Source organism: Streptomyces sp. NPDC001744, from assembly GCF_042892575.1.
Lineage (GTDB): Bacteria > Actinomycetota > Actinomycetes > Streptomycetales > Streptomycetaceae > Streptomyces.
The window spans coordinates 15338-33630 of sequence record NZ_JBIAUG010000022.1; the positions used below are offsets into that span (position 1 = coordinate 15338).

Sequence of the window (18293 nt, forward strand, 5' to 3'; positions counted from 1 at the left end):
GGTGTGGAACCGGCGCCGTACGGCGGGGAAGCACTCCCCCGTCCACACCCGGGCCGCCCGCGACCGGGCACATCCTCGTCACATCCGGACTACGCAGCGTAATCCACCGCATGTCACCGGGTCCGGGAAACGGACGAACCGACCCACGAGGAGTGAGCCCCATGACATCCGCCCCGCACGAGCCGGTCACCATCACGCCCAAGATCCAGGAAGCCCTGGACGCGCGGGACGCCCTCGCCGCCGCCCTCTCCCGGGCCGGCGTCCAGCTCCCCGCCCTGGACGTCCGCACCCCGTGGCCGGACGAGCGCGAGGAGGACGCCCGCTACGCCCTCGTCCACCTCGGCGTCTGCTCCGCGCCCGTCGCCCACGCGCTCGCCGCCGTGATCACGAACGGGCTCACGCGGTGACGGACGAAGGCGACGGCCTCCCCCGGGTCGGCGCGGTCGTCCTCGACACCACCCGCAACGTCGTGGGCCGCGTCACGGGGGCCGGGGGCGCGCACCTCCGGCTCCGCCCCCTCTGCGGCGGCCTCGCGTGGGAGGTCGCGCCGACCGACCTGCACCCCCTCACCGGTGCGGAGCTGCTGAGCGCCCTCGTCGCCGAGGCCAACGCGCGCAGCCGGCGGAACAGCGGTAACGGACCGCCGTACGGGCCGAACCCGACGGAGTCCGGGCCCGGGCCCTCCCCGTGACCCACGTGCCGTCCGGAGAGCGATCGGCGGCGGGCGGTGCGGCGGTGAGCCGCGCGCAGAGGCGATCGGAGGCACGGCGAGGAGCCGCCCGGTGTCCGACCGGCCGGTGAGACCGGGCAAGGAGGGGCGGAGAAGCACCGGAGGGCCCCTGCGTACGCTGTCGATCATGAATCTCGACCCTGTCGAAGTGGTGATCTTCGACTGTGACGGCGTCCTGGTGGACAGCGAGCGGATCTACTGCCGAGTGGACCGGGAGGTGTTCTCCGGTCTCGGGGCGGAGTTCACCGAGGCGGAGATCGTGGAGCAGTTCGTGGGCTCCTCCCACGAGGTGCTGACGGCGATCCTGGAGGAGCGGATCGGTCGCCCCCTGGAGCCCGGCTGGCACGAGCCCTTCCGGCAGCGGTACGAGGACGCCCTGGACGCGGAGCTGACCGCCGTCGAGGGCGTCGCCGACGTGCTGGACACGTTGTCCGTCCCGTACTGCCTGGCCTCCAACGGCAGCCACTCCGCCATTCGGCGCAACCTCGGCCGCACCGGGCTCCTGGAGCGCTTCGAGGGCCGGATCTTCAGCGCCCGCGACGTCGCCCGGGGCAAGCCCGCCCCGGACCTCTTCCTGCACGCCGCCGCCGTCATGGGGGTCCGGCCGGAACGGTGCGCCGTCGTGGAGGACAGCCCGTACGGAGTGGAGGCGGCCCGCGCGGCCGGCATGCGCGCCTTCGGCTACTGCGGCGGCCTGACCCGCGTGGACCGGCTGGCGGGGCCGGGGACGGTGGTCTTCGAGGACATGCGGGCGCTGCCGGGGCTGCTGGGGGTCAGCCGGCAGGGAACTCGCCCGTGTCGAGGGTGAGGTCGAAGGGGGCGGGGAGGTGGATCTTCTCACCGAAGGGGACGGCACGGAGGACGCGGTAGACGTCGGACGCGGGCTGCCCGTAGAGCGTGACCGTCGGCCCGCCCGGCGCCCAGCGGTCGACCAGGAGGTAGAGCGGCACGCCGGCTGCCGCGTAGCCGGCCGCCTTCGCGATCCGGTCGTGGTTCGCGTTCGACTTCGAGGTGATCTCCACGACGAGTTCCGCCTCCGCGGCCGGGATGGAGTGGCCGTCGGACTCCCGCAGTGCCGCCTTGGGCGCGATCAACAGGTCGGGGATGTACATGCCCGCCCGTGCGGGGATCGCGACGGCCTGCGTCTGATAGACGCCCAGGTCGTCCGGGATCACCCGGTACAGCCCGCGCTGGATCTCTTCCGCGATGCTGTTGTGCTGGTTGGCGGGTGACGGTGCCACGGTGATGATCCCCTCGATGATCTCCACCTTGCAGCCCTCGGGCCCGTCCATCTCGTGCCAGATGCGGACGACGTCGTCCCAGCCCTGCCCGGGCTCGGCAGCGAGTGCGCTCATGGTGTGCTCCTCGGTCGGTCGTCACCGATCCCAGCATGCCGAACGGGACCGGTGGGGGTCCACCGGTCCCGTTCGCCCGAAAGGGCCATCGGCACGTGCCGAGGCCGTTACGCGATGCGGTCCAGGACGATCGGGGAGGCCGTGAAGCCCGTGCCCGCCGGGGCGATGTCCCAGGCGCCCTCCAGGGAGCCCAGGGCGTAGTCGAACTTCTCCGGGGTGTCCGTGTGCAGGGTCAGCAGGGGCTGGCCCGCCGTGACCGTGTCGCCCGGCTTGGCGTGCAGCTCGACGCCCGCGCCCGCCTGCACCGGGTCCTCCTTGCGGGCGCGGCCCGCGCCCAGGCGCCAGGCGGCGACGCCGATGTCGTACGCGTCGAGGCGGGTCAGGACGCCGGACGACGGGGCCGTCACGACGTGCTGCTCGCGGGCGACCGGGAGGGCCGCGTCCGGGTCGCCGCCCTGGGCCGCGATCATCCGGCGCCAGACGTCCATCGCGGAGCCGTCCGCGAGGGCCTTCGCCGGGTCGGCGTCCTTGATCCCGGCCGCGTCGAGCATCTCGCGGGCGAGCGCGAGCGTCAGCTCGACGACGTCCGCCGGGCCGCCGCCCGCGAGGACCTCGACCGACTCGCGGATCTCCAGGGCGTTGCCGGCGGTCAGGCCGAGCGGGGTGGACATGTCGGTGAGGAGCGCGACCGTCTTCACACCGCTGTCGGTGCCGAGCCGCACCATGGTGGAGGCCAGCTCGCGGGCGTCCTCGATGGTCTTCATGAAGGCGCCGGTGCCGACCTTGACGTCCAGGACGAGCGAGCCGGTGCCCTCGGCGATCTTCTTGGACATGATCGAGGAGGCGATCAGCGGGATCGCCTCGACCGTGCCGGTGACGTCGCGGAGCGCGTACAGCTTCTTGTCCGCCGGGGCGAGGCCGTCGCCCGCCGCGCAGATGACCGCGCCGGTGGTGTCGAGGACGTGCAGCATCTCCTCGTTGGAGAGCAGCGCGCGCCAGCCGGGGATCGACTCCAGCTTGTCGAGGGTGCCGCCGGTGTGGCCGAGGCCCCGGCCGGAGAGCTGCGGCACGGCCGCGCCGCAGGCGGCGACGAGCGGGGCGAGCGGGAGGGTGATCTTGTCGCCGACGCCGCCGGTGGAGTGCTTGTCGGCGGTGGGGCGGGAGAGCGAGGAGAAGTCCATGCGCTCGCCGGAGGCGATCATGGCCGCGGTCCAGCGGGCGATCTCGTCGCGGTTCATGCCGTTCAGCAGGATCGCCATGGCCAGGGCGGACATCTGCTCGTCGGCGACCGCGCCGCGGGTGTAGGCGTCGATGACCCAGTCGATCTGTTCCGGGCTCAGCTCGCCCTTGTCCCGCTTGGTGCGGATGACGGAGATGACGTCCATGGGGTGGTGCCTCTTTCTACGCGCATAGAAGGGGAAAGGAGGAGCGGCCCTCCCCATCGTGCCGGAAGGGCCGCTCCGAAGTGCTACGTGCCGAGGTGGTCCGGGCCGAACGCCTGCGGGAGCATCTCGGCCAGGGTCAGGAACCCGGCCGGGGTCTCCAGGATCAGCTCGGGTCCGCCGAACTCGTACAGGAGCTGCCGGCAGCGGCCGCACGGGACCAGGGACTCGCCCCGGCCGTCCACGCAGACGAAGTGGGTCAGCCGGCCGCCGCCGGTCGCCCGGAGCTGCGAGACGAGCCCGCACTCGGCGCACAGGCCGATGCCGAAGGAGGCGTTCTCCACGTTGCAGCCGGAGACCGTCCGCCCGTCGTCCACGAGGGCCGCCGCGCCGACCGGGTAGTCCGAGTAGGGGGCGTACGCGTGGGACATCGCCTCGCGCGCCGCGACCCGCAGGGCCTCCCAGCCGGACTCGGGAAGACCGGTGCCGGAGGGGTCCGCGCTCACTTGCCCTGCCCCTTCCGGTACGGAAGGCCGTCCGCCTTCGGCATCCGCAGGCGCTGCGCCGACAGGGCGAGCACGAGCAGGGTGGTGATGTACGGGGCGGCGTCGACGAACTGGCTCGGGACCTCGTCGGTCAGCCCGTACCAGAGGAAGAACCCGGCGGAGAAGACGGCGGCGACCACCGCGGCCACGTACTTCTTCTTGTACAGCTGCCAGAGGGCGGCGATCACCAGGAGGACCGCGACCAGGAGCAGCAGCGCGTGGACGTTCTCGGCACCGCCGCGCAGCTTGAGGCTGTCGGTGAAGCCGAAGAGGCCCGCGCCGAGCGCCATGCCGCCGGGCATCCAGTTGCCGAAGATCATCGCGGCGAGACCGATGTAGCCGCGGCCGCCGGTCTGGCCCTCCTGGTAGATGCCGGTGGCGACGATCGCGAGGAAGGCGCCGCCGAGACCGGCGAGGGCGCCGGAGACGGTGACGGCGATGTACTTGTACTTGTAGACGTTGACGCCCAGGGACTCGGCGGCGACCGGGTTCTCGCCGCAGGAGCGCAGCCGCAGGCCGAAGGCCGTGCGCCACAGCACCCACCAGGTGGCCGGGATCAGCAGGATCGCGACGACGGTGAGCAGCGACAGGTTGGTGACCAGGCCGCCGAGGATGCCGGCGAGGTCGGAGACCAGGAACCAGTGCTTGGCCTGGAGGTCCTGGAGCCAGTCGGAGAGCCCCGGGACGGTGATCTTGGTGATCTCCTCGACGCGCGGCGACTGCTTGGAGGAGCCGCCCTCGGCCTCGGCGAACGTGAAGTTCGACAGGTACTGGGTGAAACCGACCGCGAGGATGTTGATCGCCACACCGGAGACGATGTGGTTCACGTTGAACGTGACGGTGATGACCGCGTGGAGCAGACCGCCCAGCGCGCCGCCGACGAGCCCGAGCAGGACGCCCGTCCAGGGGCCCCACTGGTAGCCGGCCCAGGCACCGAACCAGGTGCCGAGCACCATCATGCCTTCGAGGCCGATGTTGACGACGCCCGCGCGCTCGGCCCACAGGCCGCCGAGACCGGCGAGGCCGATCGGGACGGCGAGCTGGAGCGCGCCGGAGACCTGGCCCACGGAGGTGAGGTCGTCGGCCCCGGAGACGACCCGGACCAGGGAGAAGAGGACGAGTCCGGCCGCGACGATCAGCAGGATCCACGGCAGGGTGAGCTTGCGGCGCCCGCCGCCCTTGGGCGCGGCGCTCGGCTTGGTGGCGGTGGCGGTGCTCATGCCGAGACCTCCTTGTCGGTCTTGAGGGCGCCGCCGGCGGCGAGTTCCTCGCCGACCTTCTGCTGCTGGCGGCGGAGGCCGTAACGGCGGACGAGCTCGTAGGAGACGACCACGGCGATCACGATGATGCCCTGCATGATCTGGGTGATCTCCTTCGGGTAACCCTCGGTGTCCAGCGTCGAGGACGCCTTGTCGAGGAACGCGAAGAGCAGGGCCGCGAAGAGGATGCCGACCGGGTGGTTGCGGCCGAGCAGGGCGATGGTGATGGCGGTGAAGCCGACACCGGTGGGGAAGTCGAGGCTGTACGTGTGGGACTCGCCGAGCAGCGTCGGCATGCCGGAGAGGCCGGCCAGCGCGCCCGAGAGCAGCATCGAGGTGAGGACCATCTTCTTGGCGTCGACGCCGCTGGCCTGGGCGGCGGACTCGCTGGCGCCGGTGGCGCGCAGGTCGAAGCCGAACCGGGTGCGGTTGAGGACGAACCAGTAGACGACGCCGAGGGCGAGGGCGACGAAGGTGAAGCCGTAGACGACGCCGTTGCCCTCGCCCATGTCGATGCCGGGGAACCAGCCGGACTCCGCGATCCTGCCGGTGGTGAGGTTGTTGGAGCCCGCGGGCTGCACGCCGAAGTTCTTCGGCAGGATCAGCCAGGCGACCAGGGAGGTCGCGATGGCGTTCAGCATGATCGTCGAGACGACCTCGGAGACGCCCCGGGTGGTCTTCAGGATGCCGGCGATGCCGGACCAGAAGGCGCCGGTGAGCATGGCGACGAGCACGATCAGCAGGATGTGCAGCGGGCCGGGCAGCTCGATCGAGGCGCCGACCAGGGCCGACACCATCGCGGCGAGCCGGTACTGGCCGTCGACGCCGATGTTGAACAGGTTCATCCGGAACCCGATGGCCACGGCCAGGGCCGCCAGGTAGTAGATCCCGGCCTGGTTGACGATCAGCACCTGGATGTCGGAGTACGCGGCGTTGTCGATCATCAGCGTGATCGGCTCGATCGGGTCCAGGCCCGTCGCGAGCAGCACCAGGACGGTGAGCACGAACGCGGAGACGAGCGCGAGCACCGGGCCGGCGGCCCCGATGATCAGCTTGTCCTTGTCGAATTTCATCATCGGGCGTCACCGTCTCCGGAGTGCTCTTCAGTGCCTTCGAGGCGTCCGGTGGCCGCGCCGGTCATGGCGGAGCCCAGCTCCTCGGGCGTGATGGTGGCGGGGTCCGCGTCGGCGACGAGCCTGCCGCGGTACATGACCTTGAGGGTGTCGGAGAGGCCGATCAGCTCGTCGAGGTCGGCGGAGATCAGCAGCACCGCCAGGCCCTCGCGGCGGGCGTCCCGGATCGCGTCCCAGATCTGCGCCTGCGCGCCGACGTCCACGCCGCGGGTGGGGTGGGCGGCGATCAGGAACTTGGGGTGGTGGCTCATCTCGCGGCCGACGATCAGCTTCTGCTGGTTGCCGCCGGAGAGGGAGGCCGCGGTGACGTCGATGCCGGGGGTGCGCACGTCGTACTCGCGGACGATCCGCTCGGTGTCCTTGCGGGCGGCCTTGGGGTCGAGGACGCCGCGCTTGGAGTTGGGGGCCTCGGTGACGTGGCCGAGGATGCGGTTCTCCCAGAGGGGGGACTCCAGGAGCAGGCCGTGGCGGTGCCGGTCCTCGGGGATGTAGCCGATGCCGCCCTCGCGGCGCTTGCGCACCGAGACCTTGGTGATGTCCTCGCCGTCGAGGGTGATGACACCCGCGTCGGGGACGGACATGCCCATCAGGGCCTCGATCAGCTCGGTCTGCCCGTTGCCCTCGACGCCCGCGATGCCGAGGATCTCGCCCTTGTGGATGGTGAGGGAGACGTCGTCGAGGAGCTTGCGGCCCCCGGCGGCCTCCTCGTGCACGGCGGCGGAACCGGCGGGGTCCGGCGGGGCGGCGCTGGTGAGCGGCGCGGCGGCGGTGGCGCCGGCCTCGGACAGGGTCAGGCCCTCCACCCGGAGCATCGGCACGTCGGTGACGGTCGACTCGCGGGTCTCCGGCGAGGGCAGCTCGCTGCCGACCATCAGCTCGGCGAGCTGCTTGGTGGTGGCGGTCCGCGGGTCGGCGGTGCCGACCGTGGTGCCCCGGCGGATGACGGTGATGTCATCGGCGACCTTCAGGACCTCGCCCAGCTTGTGCGAGATGAAGATGACGGTCAGGCCCTCGGACTTGAGCTCCCGCAGGTTGTCGAAGAGCGCGTCGACCTCCTGCGGGACGAGCACGGCGGTCGGCTCGTCGAGGATGAGGATGCGGGCGCCGCGGTAGAGGACCTTGAGGATCTCCACGCGCTGCCGGTCGGCGACGCCGAGGTCCTCGACGAGGGCGTCCGGGCGGACCCCGAGGCCGTACTGGTCGGAGATCTCCCGGATCTTCTTCCGGGCCCCGGCGCCGATGCCGTGGAGCTTCTCGCCGCCGAGGACGACGTTCTCCAGGACGGTGAGGTTGTCGGCGAGCATGAAGTGCTGGTGCACCATGCCGATGCCGCGCGCGATGGCGTCACCGGGGCTGGAGAAGGTGACCTGCTCGCCGTCGACGGCGATGGTGCCCTCGTCCGGCTTCTGCATGCCGTAGAGGATCTTCATGAGGGTCGACTTGCCGGCACCGTTCTCGCCGATGAGGGCGTGCACGGTGCCCTTGCGGACCGTGATGGCGATGTCCTTGTTGGCGACGACGCCGGGGAATCGCTTGGTGATGCCGTGCAGTTCTACGGCGGGGGGGCTGGACGCGTTGATGACGCACTCTCCTTGGCCGGAAGGAGCGGGAGCGGGAGGGCAGGGCGGGGCGAAGCTATCGTGCCGAGGAGACATCTACACGCGTAGCACTGCCGGAGAATGAAAATCCGTACGGGAACGGGGCCCGGCCCCGGTGGAGGTCCCACCGTGACCGGGCCCTGCGGTCGCTGACCTGCGGTTCCTTACGGAGCGGTCTTGACCGTGATCTTGCCGTCGACGATGTCCTTCTTCGCCTTCGCCACGGCGGCGGTGACGTCGGTCATCTGCTTGTACGCCGGGTTGGAGTCGGCCAGGCCGACACCGTCCTGGGCGAGGCCGTAGCGGACCTCGCCGGTCTGCGGCTTGCCGTCCTTGACCGACTTGATCAGGTTGAAGACGGAGTCCGAGACGTCCTTGGTGACCGAGGTCAGGATGTGGTCCTTGTACTTGGCCAGACCCGCCTGGCTGTACTGGTCGGAGTCGACGCCGATGGCCCACTTGCCCGCGGTCGCGGCGGCCTCGATCGAGCCGGAACCGGCGAGACCGGCGGCGGCGTAGATCACGTCGGCGCCCTTGTCGAGCTGGCCCTGCGCGGCGGCCTTGCCGAGGTCGGGCTTGGAGAAGCCGTCGAAGTTCGGCGGCTGGGTCAGGTACTGGACGAGCACCTTCGCCTTGGGGTTGGCGTCCTTGACGCCCTGCGCGAAGCCCGCCTCGAACTTCTTGATCAGCGGGACCTCGACACCGCCGATGAAGCCGACCGTGCCGGACTTGGACGCCTTGGCGGCGGCGACGCCGGCCAGGTAGGAGCCCTGCTCCTCGTTGAAGACGAGGTTGGCGATGTTCGGGCCGGTCACCGAGGTGTCGTCGATGATGCCGAAGGTGGTCTTCGGGTACGCCTTGGCCACCTTCTCGATGGCCGGGGCGTAGGCGAAGCCGACGCCGATGACCGGGTTGTTGCCGCCGCGGGCGAGGGCGGTGAGGCGCTGCACCTTGTCGGCGTCGCCCTCACCGGCCGAGGGCTCGGCCTCCTTGCCCTTGACGCCCAGCTCCTTCTCGGCCTTCTGGAGGCCCGCGTAGGCGGCGTCGTTGAAGGACTGGTCGCCGCGGCCGCCGATGTCGTACGCGATGGCGGCGGTGACCGACTTCGAGTCCGAGCTGGAGCTGGAGCCGGAGCCCGACGAGGACTTGCCACACGCGGTGGCGGAGAGAGCGAGCGCCGCGGAGGCGATGCCCACGGTCGTGATCCTGGTGATCCGGCGCAAGAGGAGGGTCCCTTCAAGACTGACCGAAAGCGCCTCTTCCGGCGCTGGTTTCGCGGCGATCGTAACGCGCGTAGATGTCAGTTAAAGACCCGTTCATGAGTCGTTATCGGATCGTCGCGAACCGGTCGGCGCCGGGCCACCGAGGGCGTTCGGGCCGGTACCGCCGGTTATACCGGCGGGCGGCGGTGCCGGGACGGGGGCGTACGCACGACACGCGGGCGCCGGGCCGGACGGGTGAACCGGGCGGACCCGGCGGGAGGCGTCCGGGTGGGAACCGTCCGGACGATGCCGGAACCGGGGCGGCCCGGGGCCGGGGGCCGTCCCGCCGGAGCCGGGCGGCGGCCCGTGGGTCCGGGCCGCCCGCCCGTCCGGCCGGCTGTTCGACCGTCCGGCCGCCCCTCCGGGGTCAGGGCTGCGGCAGGCCGTCGATCAGGGCCGCCGCCGTGAAGAGCTCCACGGCGGTCTCGATGCAGCTCTCGTCCACGTCGAAGTCGCCGGCGTGGAGGTCGCGGACCCGGGTGTCGCCGGGGGTGCGGACGCCGAGGCGCGCCATGGCGCCGGGGACGTGCTCCAGGTACCAGGAGAAGTCCTCGCCGCCGAGGCTCTGCTCGGTGTCCTCGATCGCGTGCAGGCCGCGCCGGGCGGTCATGGCGTCGCGGAGCAGTTCGGCGACGTCCGCGTCGTTGACCACCGGGGGGACGCCCCGGACGTAGGTGACGGTCGACTTGGCGCGGTGCAGGGAGGCGATCTCGTCGATGGCCGCGTGCACCAGGTCGGGCGCGTCGCGCCAGGCCGGCAGGTCGAGGCAGCGGACGGTGCCGGAGAGTTCGGCGTGCTGCGGGATGACGTTGGGGGCGTGGCCGGACTCGATGCGGCCCCAGGTGACCGAGAGGCCCGAACGGGCGTCGACGCGGCGGGCCAGGACGGCGGGGACGTCGGTGGCGACGCGGGCGGCGGCGGTGACCAGGTCGGTGGTGAGGTGCGGCCGCGCGGTGTGGCCGCCGGGGCCGTCGAGGGTCACTTCGAGCCGGTCGCAGGCGGAGGTGATGGGACCGGCGCGGAGGCCGATCTTCCCCGCGTCGACCTTGGGGTCGCAGTGGACGGCGATGATCCGGCCGACGCCGTTCAGGACGCCCGCCTCGACCGCGTCGGCGGCGCCGCCGGGGAGGACCTCCTCGGCGGGCTGGAAGATCAGCCGCACGGCGTTCGGGAGGAGCCCCTGCCGGTCGAGGTCGGCGAGGACGAGACCGGCACCGAGGACGGCGGTGGTGTGGACGTCGTGTCCGCAGGCGTGGGCGCGGTTGGCCACGGTGGAGCGGTAGGCGACGGTCTTGACGTCGGGGATGGGGAGCGCGTCCAGGTCGGCACGGAGGGCCAGCACGGGACGGGCGGGGTCCGGGGTGCCGATGTCGCAGACGAGTCCGGTCCCGGCCGGGAGGACCTGCGGCGCGAGTCCGGCCGCCTCCAGGCGGGCCTTGAGCGCGGCGGTCGTACGGAACTCCTGCTTTCCCAGCTCGGGGTGCATGTGCAGGTCTCTGCGGAACGCGATCAGTTCGGCGCGCAGGGAGTCGGACAGCTTTCCGGGCAGGGTGGCGGAGCCTGGCTCACGGGACTTGGGCTGGTTCACCTTTTGAAGGGTATGCCTTCGGGGTGGTCAACTGCCCGTTGATCACGAAAAGTTCAACCCGTTAGGGGAAAGATCCCTTGTTTTCGGGGCTTGAGGGGTCCTCCTTGTGGGTAAGCTCACCCGCTTTCGGAGCGGTGCGCGCCGGTACTCGCCGGCGTGCGCCGGTGCGCGTCGGTCCTCGCGGGGGTGCGCCGGTCACCGCCGGTCCTCGGGTGCCTCCCGCCGCCCGCCCCGGTCCGGGCCGGCCGCTCATCCGTATTCCAGCCGGTCCACCTCGCGGGCCGCCGTGCCCGTCACGCCGGAGAGGAAGCCCTGGGCGCGCGGTGACGCGGTCGCCCGCAGCCACGCGGGCGCGACCTCGCAGACGGCGACCCGCACGCCCGTCCCGGCCAGGGCGAGGGGCAGGGTGTGCACGACGGTGGAGGGGAAGCTGACGATCGTCCGCCCGACCGGGCCCCGCCGGGCGACCAGTTCGAGGGGGAGTTCGGGCCGGACCACCTGGAGCCCCGTCTCCACCGCGATCCGGTGCAGTTTCCCGGCACCCTCCCTGCGGTGGGCGAAGTAGCGGGTGGCGCCGTGGGCGCGGGCGAGCCCGCCGACCACGCGGACGTAGTGGTCGGCGTCGACCACGCCCGTCTCCACCAGCGAGGTGCCCACCAGGTCCGCGCCGCCGGTCAGCAGCGGCGGGCCGAAGCGGGACCGGGTCCAGGCGTAACCGTTCCCGGTGACCGCGACGCCCTCCGGGGCCTCCACGGGCAGCGAGGTGAAGACCTCGACGGTACGGCTCCCGGCCGGGGCGAGCCGCCGCCGGGCGAGCGCCGTCACGGGGGCGAGCACCAGCTCGCGCGGGCCGAGGCCGCCGGCGCGGTGCCAGCGGACCAGGCGCTCGCCGCTGCCGAGCCGGGCGGCGAACTCCATGGTCGCGGTGCCGTCGTCGACCACGGTCAGGTGCCGGGGGGCGAAGAGCGTCAGGAGGAGCTGGACGTACCGGGAGAACGGGTCCCCGATGATCACCCGCTCCGCCGAGCGCAGCGGCCCGGCCAGCCGCCGCAGGGTGCGGACGAGGGCGCCCCGGCCGCCGCGGGCCTCCTGCCAGTGGACGGCGAGGCCCTCGTCGCGGGCCAGCTGGGCCATCCGGCGCAACTGGCCCCGCGACATGGGGTCGGTCGGCGAGAGGACGACGACCGTGAGGGGGGAAGCGGCGTCCGCCGGTCCCCCGGTCGGGGGGGCCGCGCAGCCCCCGGGGCTCCGCGTGTGCGCCCACTCCAGGACGTTCAGAAGCTGGACCGGGCTCTCGACGAACGCCAGCTGCCCGGTCATGCGGCGACGGTGTCCTGGACCCGGCGGAGCTTCTTCATCGGGCCGAGCTCGGACTCGTAGACCTTCTTGACGCCGTCTCCGAGGGCCGTCTCGATGGTGCGGATGTCGCGGACCAGGCGCGTCAGGCCCTGGGGCTCGACGGAGGCGGCCTGGTCGGAGCCCCACATGGCGCGGTCGAGGGTGATGTGGCGCTCGACGAAGGCGGCGCCGAGGGCGACGGCGGCCAGCGTGGTCTGGAGGCCGGTCTCGTGGCCGGAGTAGCCGATCGGGACGTTCGGGTACTCCTCCCGGAGCGTCTGGATGACGCGCAGGTTCAGTTCCTCGGCCCTGGCCGGGTAGGTCGAGGTGGCGTGGCAGAGCAGGATGTTGTCGCTGCCGAGGACCTCGACGGCGTGCCGGATCTGCTTCGGGGTGGACATGCCGGTGGAGAGGATGACCGTGCGGCCGGTGGCGCGCAGCTCGCGCAGCAGCTCGTCGTCGGTGAGGGAGGCGGAGGCGACCTTGTGGGCGGGGACGTCGAACTTCTCCAGGAAGGCGACGGCCTCGGTGTCCCAGGGGGAGGCGAACCAGTCGATGCCGCGCTCCCTGCAGTGCGCGTCGATGGCGCGGTACTCGTCCTCGCCGAACTCCACGCGGTGGCGGTAGTCGATGTAGGTCATGCGGCCCCAGGGGGTGTCCCGCTCGATGTCCCACTGGTCGCGCGGGGTGCAGATCTCCGGGGTGCGCTTCTGGAACTTGACGGCGTCGCAGCCGGCCTCGGCGGCCACGTCGATCAGCCTGAAGGCGTTGTCGAGGTCGCCGTTGTGGTTGATGCCGATCTCGCCGCAGACGTAGACGGGGCGGCCCGGGCCGGCGGTCTTGGTGCCGAGGGTGCGCAGACGGGTGTTCATGATCGTTCCTTACGGGTGGGGCGGGTTGGGGGTGTCGAGCTCGGGTCCGAGGAGCCAGGCGGCGATCTCGCGGATCGCTCCGGCGCCGCCCGGGGTGACGGTGACCGCGCGGGCGGCGGACCGTACGGAGTCGTGGGCGCTGCTCACCGCGACGGGCCAGCCGACGAGGTGGAAGCAGGGCAGGTCGTTGACGTCGTTGCCGGCGTAGAGGACGCGCTGCGGGTCGATGCCCTCGGTCTCGCACCACTCCTTGAGGGCGCGGTCCTTGCGGTCGACGCCGTGCAGGACGGGGATCCTCAGCTTGCGGGCGCGGGCGGCGACGACGGCGTTCTGTTCGGTGGAGAGGATGAGGACGGGGAGGCCGGCGCGGCGCAGGGCGGCGATGCCGAGGCCGTCGCCGCGGTGCGCGGAGACGAACTCGCGGCCCTCGGCGTCGAGGTGCACCCGGTCGTCGGTCTGGGTGCCGTCGAAGTCCAGGACCACCGCGTCCACGTCGGCGAGGCCGGGGGTGACGGGCGGGTCGAGGAGCGGCGCGAGGGCGCGGGCGCGGGCCAGGTCGTGGGGGTCGTCGATCTCCAGGACCCGGGCGGGGTCGGTGGCGACGAGCGCGGTGCGGCCGAAGAAGCGGTGCCGGTGGGTGCGGAAGCCGGGCACGGCCATGGCGTAGACGGCGCCGGTCTCCAGGTACTCGGGCTCCCGGTCCTGGCGGCGGGGGCGGTGCGCCTTGTCGTGGTTGACGCCCTCGGCGCCCCCCTCGGTCTCGCGCCAGAGGAAGCCGTGCGACGGGGCGGCGGTGAAGGCCGTGTCGGCGGCGCCCGACACGACCCGGCCGGCGGTCCCGTCGATCTCGGCCGAGGTGAGGAAGGGGCTCGTGCACTGGACGAGGAGGACCACGTCGGCCGGGCGGCCGTGGGCGGCCTCGAAGGCGTCCAGGGCGTGCAGGACGGCGGCCTCGCTGGTGGCGGTGTCGCCCGCGATCCCGGCGGGGCGCCGTACGGTCCCGGCACCGGCGGCGCGGGCCGCCGCCGCGATGGCGTCGTCGTCTGTGGAGACCAGGACGTGGGTGACGGAGCGGGCGCCGAGGCAGGCGCGGACGGCGCGGCCGACCAGGGGGACCCCGGCCACCGGGGCGAGGTTCTTGGCGGGCACGCCCTTGGAGCCGCCCCGGGCGGGGACGACGGCGAGCACCGTGGGGGCGGTCCCGGCGGCGCCCGCCGCCGGGACCGCGACGGGCTCCGCGGCCGGTGCGTTGGGCGGCTGCGCGGTCGAGGTCATCAGAGTTCTCCCAGGCGGCGGACGACGGGGGCGACGCGCTGCACGCCGTGGCGGTACGCGCCCCGCGCGGCCTCCCGGACGATCCGGCGCAGCCCGCTCTCGCGGGGCGCGGGCGCGGTGACGTCCAGGCGGTGGCGGGCGAGGATCCCGGGCAGGTAGCCGGGGGCCGTCTCCGCGGTGTAGTAGGGGGTGATCGGGGGCAGCGCGGGAAGCGCCAGGAGTTCCGCGACCCGGTCGCGGGCCGCGTCGAACGCCTTCTCGTACGGACTGTCGGACGCGACGCCCTGGCGGGCGAGCCAGGTCTCGTCGGGCTCCGGGACGGCCCCCCGGTCGAGCCGGTCGAAGGAGGTGAGCAGGCCGGAGCCGACGAAGTGGTGGTTGCCGAGCGCCTCGCGGACCCCCAGGTCGGTGAGGACCGCGGTGGGGACGCGCCGGTGGAGGGCTTCGAGGGCGGCCGTCGAGGAGACGGTGACCAGCAGGTCGGTGCGGTCGAGGACCTCGCCCATGTGCCCGTACAGCAGGCGGAAGTTGGGGGGAGGCGCGACGTCGCGGACCAGCTTCTGGAAGGGGAACTCCTCCAGGTGCGTGGTGTGTTCGCCCGGCTTGGAGCGGAGCTTGAGGAGGACCTCGCGGTCCGGGTGGAGGCGGGCGTGGCCGACCAGCCGCCGCAGGACGTAGGCGCGTTCGGCGCGGGTGGCGGGGACGGAGGGCTGGGCGGCGAAGACCAGGGTGTCGCGGCCGGCCAGGGGGGCGTACGGGGCGCCGCCGAGGAAGGGCAGCGCGGCCTCCACCACCGCGTCGGCCCCGGCGCCCACGCCCTCGTACACGGCGCGGAAGCGGTCGGCGTCGTGCCGGGAGTTGGCCAGGACGACGTCGGCGCCGTGGCGCAGCAGGAGGCCGTCGGTCAGCTTCTCGTAGACCACGCCGACGTAGCCGGTGACGATCACCGGGCGCCGTTTCGGGCGCAGGTCGGCCAGGCCCTGGAGGACCGCCCGGACGGTGCCGCCGACGAGGGCGAGGACGAGGACGTCGTACCCCTCGCCGCGCGCCTCCGCGTCCCGTACCGCGCGCAGGAACTCCACGCCCGTCACCTCGCGCGGGGCGGTCGTGGACGCCCCGGTCTCGGCGAGCTGGCGGGCCGTGGGAGTGGCCCGTCCGCGCAGGACGAAACCGGTCGGCGCGGCGGTCGCCGTCGTGATGCGGCGCGCGGTGAGGGCGCCCCATTTCCACCGGGTGTCGGAGTCGGCGAGCACGGCGACCCGCACCGCTTCTCTGGTACTTGCTGGCACGCCGAGGACGCTAGAAGGGCATTCCGCTGCGCGGCCCAACTGGGCCGCAACAGCCGGTGAACAGGGCGCCGCCGCGAGCTGAAGCGGGCCAACTTCCGCTTGTACAGGGCTTGTTCAGGCCGTACGGGCAAGGCGTTTCACCAGTCCGACGTCCGGTGTTCACCGGACATCCCTCCGCCGGTCGGGGGGCGTGCCGGGGCGGCCCCTAGCGTCGGCCGCGTGGTCAAGCTCTCCGTCGTCGTGCCGTTCTTCAACGTGCAGACATACGCTCCCGACACCCTCACGAGCCTGCGTGCCAACGCCCGCGAGGACTTCGAGTTCCTGCTGGTCGACGACTGCTCGTCGGACGGGACCCCGGAGCTCCTCGAACGGGCCGCGCGCGAGGTCCCGGGTGCCGTCCTGATCCGGCACGCGCGCAACGAGGGCCTCGCCACGGCCCGGAACACCGGCCTCGACGCGGCCCGCGGCGAGTACGTCGCCTTCCTCGACGGGGACGACTGGCTCGCCCCGGGGTACTACGGTCGGCTCGTGGCGGCGGCCGAGGGGCTGGGCTGCGACTTCCTGCGCACCGACCACGTCTCCGTCACCGGCCGCGACCGGACGGTCCGCCGGGTGCCGGTCCCCCGGCGCGGCGAGGTGCTGCGTCCCCGGGACGCGATCCTGCCGTCGCACCGGACGACCTCGGTCGACTACCCGTACGCCTGGGCCGGGATCTACCACCGGCGGCTCCTCGAACGGGGGCTGCTGCACTTCCCGCACGGTCTGCGGACGGCCGAGGACCGGCCGTGGATCTGGAGGCTGCACCGCGAGGCGGAGTCCTTCGCGGCCGTCGGCGAACTCGGCGTCTTCTACCGGCGCGGGGTGGCGACCTCCCTCACCCAGATCGGCGACGTCCGGCAGCTGGACTTCGTCCGCGCCTTCGACCGGGTGATCGAGGAGACGGCGCGGGACCCGGAGGCGGACCGGCTCCTGCCGAAGGCCGTGCGCACCTACTGCGCGGTGATCGCCCACCACAACGGCTCGGTCGAGCGGTTCGAGCCGGAGGTGGCGCGCCGGCTGAGGGCGATGAGCGCGGGGGCGCTGCGGCGGATGCCGCAGGACGTCCTCGACGAGGCCCTGACGGCGATGGGCGGCGACCGCGCGGCGATGCTGCGCCGGCTGCGCCGCCGCAGGCCGGCGCCACCGCCGGCGGAACCGGGAACGGCCGGACCGGCCGGACCGGGGGCGGGACCGGGACCGGGGGCCGGACCGGGGTCGGGACCGGCCGGACCGGCGGCCCCCGCCTCGGCGGAGGTGGCCGCGTGAGCCCCCGCCGCACCACCCAGATCTTCTGCGCCTCCACCCTCTACGGGGTGGTGACGCTCGCCGCCGCGATCGACAGCGGCCGCTTCGGCTCCGCCGACCGGCGCCTCCTCCTGGTCACCAACAACGCGCCCGTGCCGGAGACGACGCCCGCCCCGGACGAGGCCGAGGGCTTCGCGCGGCTGCGCGACCGCTTCGACTCCGTCCTCTCCTGGAACGAGGTGATCTCCCCGCTCCACCCGGGCGGCTGGACCCCCCGCGCGAGCGACCTGCCGCTCCTCCAGCGCCATCTGCGCACGCTCTGGGACCTCGGGGACGACCGGGTCGAACTGGCCCTGGAGTCGATCCAGGTGACGCCCGCGCTCGCCGTCGCGCAGCTGCTGCCCGAGGCGTCGATCACCGTGTACGCGGACGGCCTGATGAGCTACGGGCCGACCCGCAACAGGATCGACCCGCTCATCGGCGGGCGCGTGTCCCGGCTGCTCCACCTGGACCTCGTCCCCGGACTCGCGCCGCTGCTGCTCGGGGAGTTCGGGGCGGTGCCGGAGACCGTGCCGACGGAGGCGTTCACCCGGTGCGTCGAGGAGCTGGCGGGGCCCCCCGCCCCCGGGACGGTCCCGGAGGAGGGCGGGGGCCCGGCGCTGCTCCTCGGCCAGTACCTGGCGGCGCTGAACCTGCTGACGGCCGCCGAGGAGGAGGAGCTGCACCTGCGGATGGTCCGGGGCGCGGTCGCCCGGGGCCACCGGCGGCTCGTCTTCAAACCGCACCCGACGGCCCCGGACTCCTGGTCGCGCGCGCTCGTGCGGGCGGCGGAGGAACTGGGCGCGGAGCTGACGGTGGAGGACCGGCCCGTCCTCGCGGAGGTGCTCTACCGCGAGCTGCGGCCCGCCCTCGTCGTCGGCTGCTTCTCGACGGCGCTGCTCACGGCCCGGACGTTCTACGGGCTGCCGGTCGCCCGGGTCGGCACGCGCGCCCTGCTGGAACGGCTCGCCCCGTTCCAGAACAGCAACCGCGTCCCGCTGACGGTCGTGGACGCGGTGGTCCCGCCGCTGTTCGACGACGGCCCGGAGGGAGGCGGCGGGATCGGCACGGAGGAGCTGAACGACCTGGTCGCGGCGGTCGGGTACGCGATGCAGCCGAAGATCCGGCCGGAGCTGCGGGAGGCGGCGGTGCGGCACCTGTCGGGGCCGCTCGCCGGGCGCACCCGGCACCACTTCGGCCTGCGCCGCCTCACCGTCCTGAACCTCCCGGGCGGCCTGCCCCTCCCCCGGCACCCGAAGGTCCGCCGCCTGGCCCGGCGCGCGCTGCGGCTGCGCAGGACGCTGAAGCGGTAGCCGGGAGGGGCGGGGCGGCGGCCCCGGGACC

General features: G+C 73.1%; 17 protein-coding genes. 5 read left to right on the forward strand and 12 right to left on the reverse strand.

Annotation, left to right across the window (positions count from 1 at the left end; genetic code table 11):
- Positions 1 to 161: 161 nt before the first annotated feature.
- The 3 genes from ACFYZY_RS23995 to ACFYZY_RS24005 all read left to right on the forward strand — a co-directional run bounded on the left by ACFYZY_RS23995 (position 162) and on the right by ACFYZY_RS24005 (position 1538).
- A complete protein-coding gene (locus ACFYZY_RS23995; RefSeq protein WP_388697610.1) occupies positions 162 to 407 on the forward strand; it encodes a hypothetical protein in 246 nt (81 codons plus the stop codon).
- A complete protein-coding gene (locus ACFYZY_RS24000) occupies positions 404 to 691 on the forward strand; it encodes a hypothetical protein (RefSeq protein WP_388697613.1) in 288 nt (95 codons plus the stop codon). Before ACFYZY_RS23995 ends, ACFYZY_RS24000 begins: the two co-directional genes overlap by 4 nt.
- Positions 692 to 857: 166 nt before the next feature.
- Complete coding sequence (locus ACFYZY_RS24005) at positions 858 to 1538, forward strand: HAD family hydrolase (RefSeq protein WP_388697616.1); 681 nt, start codon at positions 858 to 860, stop codon at positions 1536 to 1538.
- Here ACFYZY_RS24005 and ACFYZY_RS24010 read toward each other — a convergent pair.
- The 12 genes from ACFYZY_RS24010 to ACFYZY_RS24065 form a co-directional block, all read right to left on the reverse strand.
- Positions 1504 to 2085 (reverse strand): Uma2 family endonuclease, encoded by a 582-nt coding sequence (locus ACFYZY_RS24010; RefSeq protein WP_388697618.1) that lies wholly within the window; start codon positions 2083 to 2085, stop codon positions 1504 to 1506. The two genes, ACFYZY_RS24005 and ACFYZY_RS24010, sit on opposite strands and share 35 nt — an antisense overlap.
- Positions 2086 to 2192: 107 nt before the next feature.
- Positions 2193 to 3470, reverse strand: coding sequence for a thymidine phosphorylase (locus tag ACFYZY_RS24015; RefSeq protein WP_388697620.1), 1278 nt, complete (start codon positions 3468 to 3470; stop codon positions 2193 to 2195).
- A gap of 83 nt (positions 3471 to 3553) precedes the next feature.
- On the reverse strand, positions 3554 to 3973 hold the full coding sequence (locus tag ACFYZY_RS24020) for a cytidine deaminase (RefSeq protein ID WP_388697623.1): 420 nt from the start codon (positions 3971 to 3973) through the stop codon (positions 3554 to 3556).
- The gene (locus tag ACFYZY_RS24025; RefSeq protein WP_388697626.1) at positions 3970 to 5232 is read right to left on the reverse strand and encodes an ABC transporter permease; all 1263 of its coding nucleotides are present in this window, start codon (positions 5230 to 5232) and stop codon (positions 3970 to 3972) included. The genes ACFYZY_RS24020 and ACFYZY_RS24025 overlap by 4 nt, the downstream gene beginning before the upstream one ends.
- Positions 5229 to 6347 carry an ABC transporter permease gene (locus tag ACFYZY_RS24030; RefSeq protein WP_388697629.1) on the reverse strand — a complete coding sequence of 373 codons (1119 nt, stop codon included), beginning with the start codon at positions 6345 to 6347 and terminating at the stop codon, positions 5229 to 5231. Before ACFYZY_RS24030 ends, ACFYZY_RS24025 begins: the two co-directional genes overlap by 4 nt.
- The gene (locus ACFYZY_RS24035) at positions 6344 to 8059 is read right to left on the reverse strand and encodes an ABC transporter ATP-binding protein (RefSeq protein ID WP_388697632.1); all 1716 of its coding nucleotides are present in this window, start codon (positions 8057 to 8059) and stop codon (positions 6344 to 6346) included. Before ACFYZY_RS24035 ends, ACFYZY_RS24030 begins: the two co-directional genes overlap by 4 nt.
- Before the next feature lie 107 nt (positions 8060 to 8166).
- The gene (locus ACFYZY_RS24040; RefSeq protein WP_388697635.1) at positions 8167 to 9225 is read right to left on the reverse strand and encodes a BMP family protein; all 1059 of its coding nucleotides are present in this window, start codon (positions 9223 to 9225) and stop codon (positions 8167 to 8169) included.
- A 406-nt stretch (positions 9226 to 9631) separates the two neighbouring features.
- Positions 9632 to 10852 carry an amidohydrolase gene (locus ACFYZY_RS24045; RefSeq protein WP_388697638.1) on the reverse strand — a complete coding sequence of 407 codons (1221 nt, stop codon included), beginning with the start codon at positions 10850 to 10852 and terminating at the stop codon, positions 9632 to 9634.
- Positions 10853 to 11101: 249 nt separating this feature from the next.
- Positions 11102 to 12172, reverse strand: coding sequence for a hypothetical protein (locus ACFYZY_RS24050; RefSeq protein ID WP_388697640.1), 1071 nt, complete (start codon positions 12170 to 12172; stop codon positions 11102 to 11104).
- Positions 12169 to 13062 carry an N-acetylneuraminate synthase family protein gene (locus tag ACFYZY_RS24055; protein ID WP_388697644.1) on the reverse strand — a complete coding sequence of 298 codons (894 nt, stop codon included), beginning with the start codon at positions 13060 to 13062 and terminating at the stop codon, positions 12169 to 12171. Before ACFYZY_RS24055 ends, ACFYZY_RS24050 begins: the two co-directional genes overlap by 4 nt.
- A gap of 9 nt (positions 13063 to 13071) precedes the next feature.
- Positions 13072 to 14337, reverse strand: a complete 1266-nt coding sequence (locus tag ACFYZY_RS24060; RefSeq protein WP_388697647.1) for a cytidylyltransferase domain-containing protein — start codon at positions 14335 to 14337, stop codon at positions 13072 to 13074.
- Entirely contained in the window at positions 14337 to 15626 is a 1290-nt protein-coding gene (locus ACFYZY_RS24065; protein ID WP_388697650.1) for a DUF6716 putative glycosyltransferase, read from the reverse strand. Before ACFYZY_RS24065 ends, ACFYZY_RS24060 begins: the two co-directional genes overlap by 1 nt.
- A 219-nt stretch (positions 15627 to 15845) precedes the next feature.
- Here ACFYZY_RS24065 and ACFYZY_RS24070 point away from each other — a divergent pair, with 219 nt between their 5' ends.
- Together ACFYZY_RS24070 and ACFYZY_RS24075 are read left to right on the forward strand one after the other, a co-directional pair.
- Positions 15846 to 16931: a glycosyltransferase family 2 protein gene (locus ACFYZY_RS24070; RefSeq protein WP_388697652.1), complete on the forward strand. Its 1086-nt coding sequence runs from the start codon at positions 15846 to 15848 to the stop codon at positions 16929 to 16931.
- A complete protein-coding gene (locus ACFYZY_RS24075) occupies positions 16928 to 18262 on the forward strand; it encodes a polysialyltransferase family glycosyltransferase (RefSeq protein ID WP_388697655.1) in 1335 nt (444 codons plus the stop codon). Before ACFYZY_RS24070 ends, ACFYZY_RS24075 begins: the two co-directional genes overlap by 4 nt.
- The last annotated feature ends 31 nt before the right edge of the window (positions 18263 to 18293 follow it).

What these genes read in the sequence shown, in the direction of transcription:
- ACFYZY_RS23995 (WP_388697610.1), top strand. Translation starts at nt 162, where the DNA reads ATGACATCCGCCCCGCACGAGCCGGTCACCATCACGCCCAAGATCCAG.
- ACFYZY_RS24005 (WP_388697616.1), top strand. Translation starts at nt 858, where the DNA reads ATGAATCTCGACCCTGTCGAAGTGGTGATCTTCGACTGTGACGGCGTC.
- ACFYZY_RS24010 (WP_388697618.1), bottom strand. Translation starts at nt 2,085, where the DNA reads ATGAGCGCACTCGCTGCCGAGCCCGGGCAGGGCTGGGACGACGTCGTC.
- ACFYZY_RS24015 (WP_388697620.1), bottom strand. Translation starts at nt 3,470, where the DNA reads ATGGACGTCATCTCCGTCATCCGCACCAAGCGGGACAAGGGCGAGCTG.
- ACFYZY_RS24025 (WP_388697626.1), bottom strand. Translation starts at nt 5,232, where the DNA reads ATGAGCACCGCCACCGCCACCAAGCCGAGCGCCGCGCCCAAGGGCGGC.
- ACFYZY_RS24030 (WP_388697629.1), bottom strand. Translation starts at nt 6,347, where the DNA reads ATGATGAAATTCGACAAGGACAAGCTGATCATCGGGGCCGCCGGCCCG.
- ACFYZY_RS24035 (WP_388697632.1), bottom strand. Translation starts at nt 8,059, where the DNA reads ATGTCTCCTCGGCACGATAGCTTCGCCCCGCCCTGCCCTCCCGCTCCC.
- ACFYZY_RS24050 (WP_388697640.1), bottom strand. Translation starts at nt 12,172, where the DNA reads ATGACCGGGCAGCTGGCGTTCGTCGAGAGCCCGGTCCAGCTTCTGAAC.
- ACFYZY_RS24055 (WP_388697644.1), bottom strand. Translation starts at nt 13,062, where the DNA reads ATGAACACCCGTCTGCGCACCCTCGGCACCAAGACCGCCGGCCCGGGC.
- ACFYZY_RS24060 (WP_388697647.1), bottom strand. Translation starts at nt 14,337, where the DNA reads ATGACCTCGACCGCGCAGCCGCCCAACGCACCGGCCGCGGAGCCCGTC.